Origin of the sequence: Pseudomonas sp. SIMBA_041, assembly GCF_046535095.1 — a bacterium.
Taxonomy (GTDB): domain Bacteria; phylum Pseudomonadota; class Gammaproteobacteria; order Pseudomonadales; family Pseudomonadaceae; genus Aquipseudomonas; species Aquipseudomonas mucoides.
Genome location: NZ_JAWRXJ010000341.1, coordinates 1 through 269, shown reverse-complemented (window position 1 = coordinate 269; position 269 = coordinate 1). Strand labels below are relative to the sequence as shown.

The 269-nt window shown below is 64.3% G+C and carries 1 pseudogene; it reads left to right on the top strand.

The features are described 5' to 3' along the window. Nucleotides 1–269: pseudogene (gene leuS / locus SB725_RS31405) on the top strand (leucine--tRNA ligase); the annotation flags it as partial.

The following is a 269-nucleotide window of genomic DNA, read 5'->3' as shown; positions in this document are numbered from 1 at the left end:
CTGGGACCCGGCCGACCAGACCGTGCTCGCCAACGAGCAGGTCATCGACGGCCGCGGCTGGCGTTCGGGCGCGCTGATCGAAAAGCGCGAAATCCCGATGTACTACTTCCGCATCACCGACTATGCAGACGAGCTGCTGGAAAGCCTCGACGAGTTGCCGGGCTGGCCTGAACAGGTCAAGACCATGCAGCGCAACTGGATCGGCAAGTCGCGCGGCATGGAAGTGCAGTTCCCGTTCGACCAGGCCAGCATCGGCCACGAAGGCACCC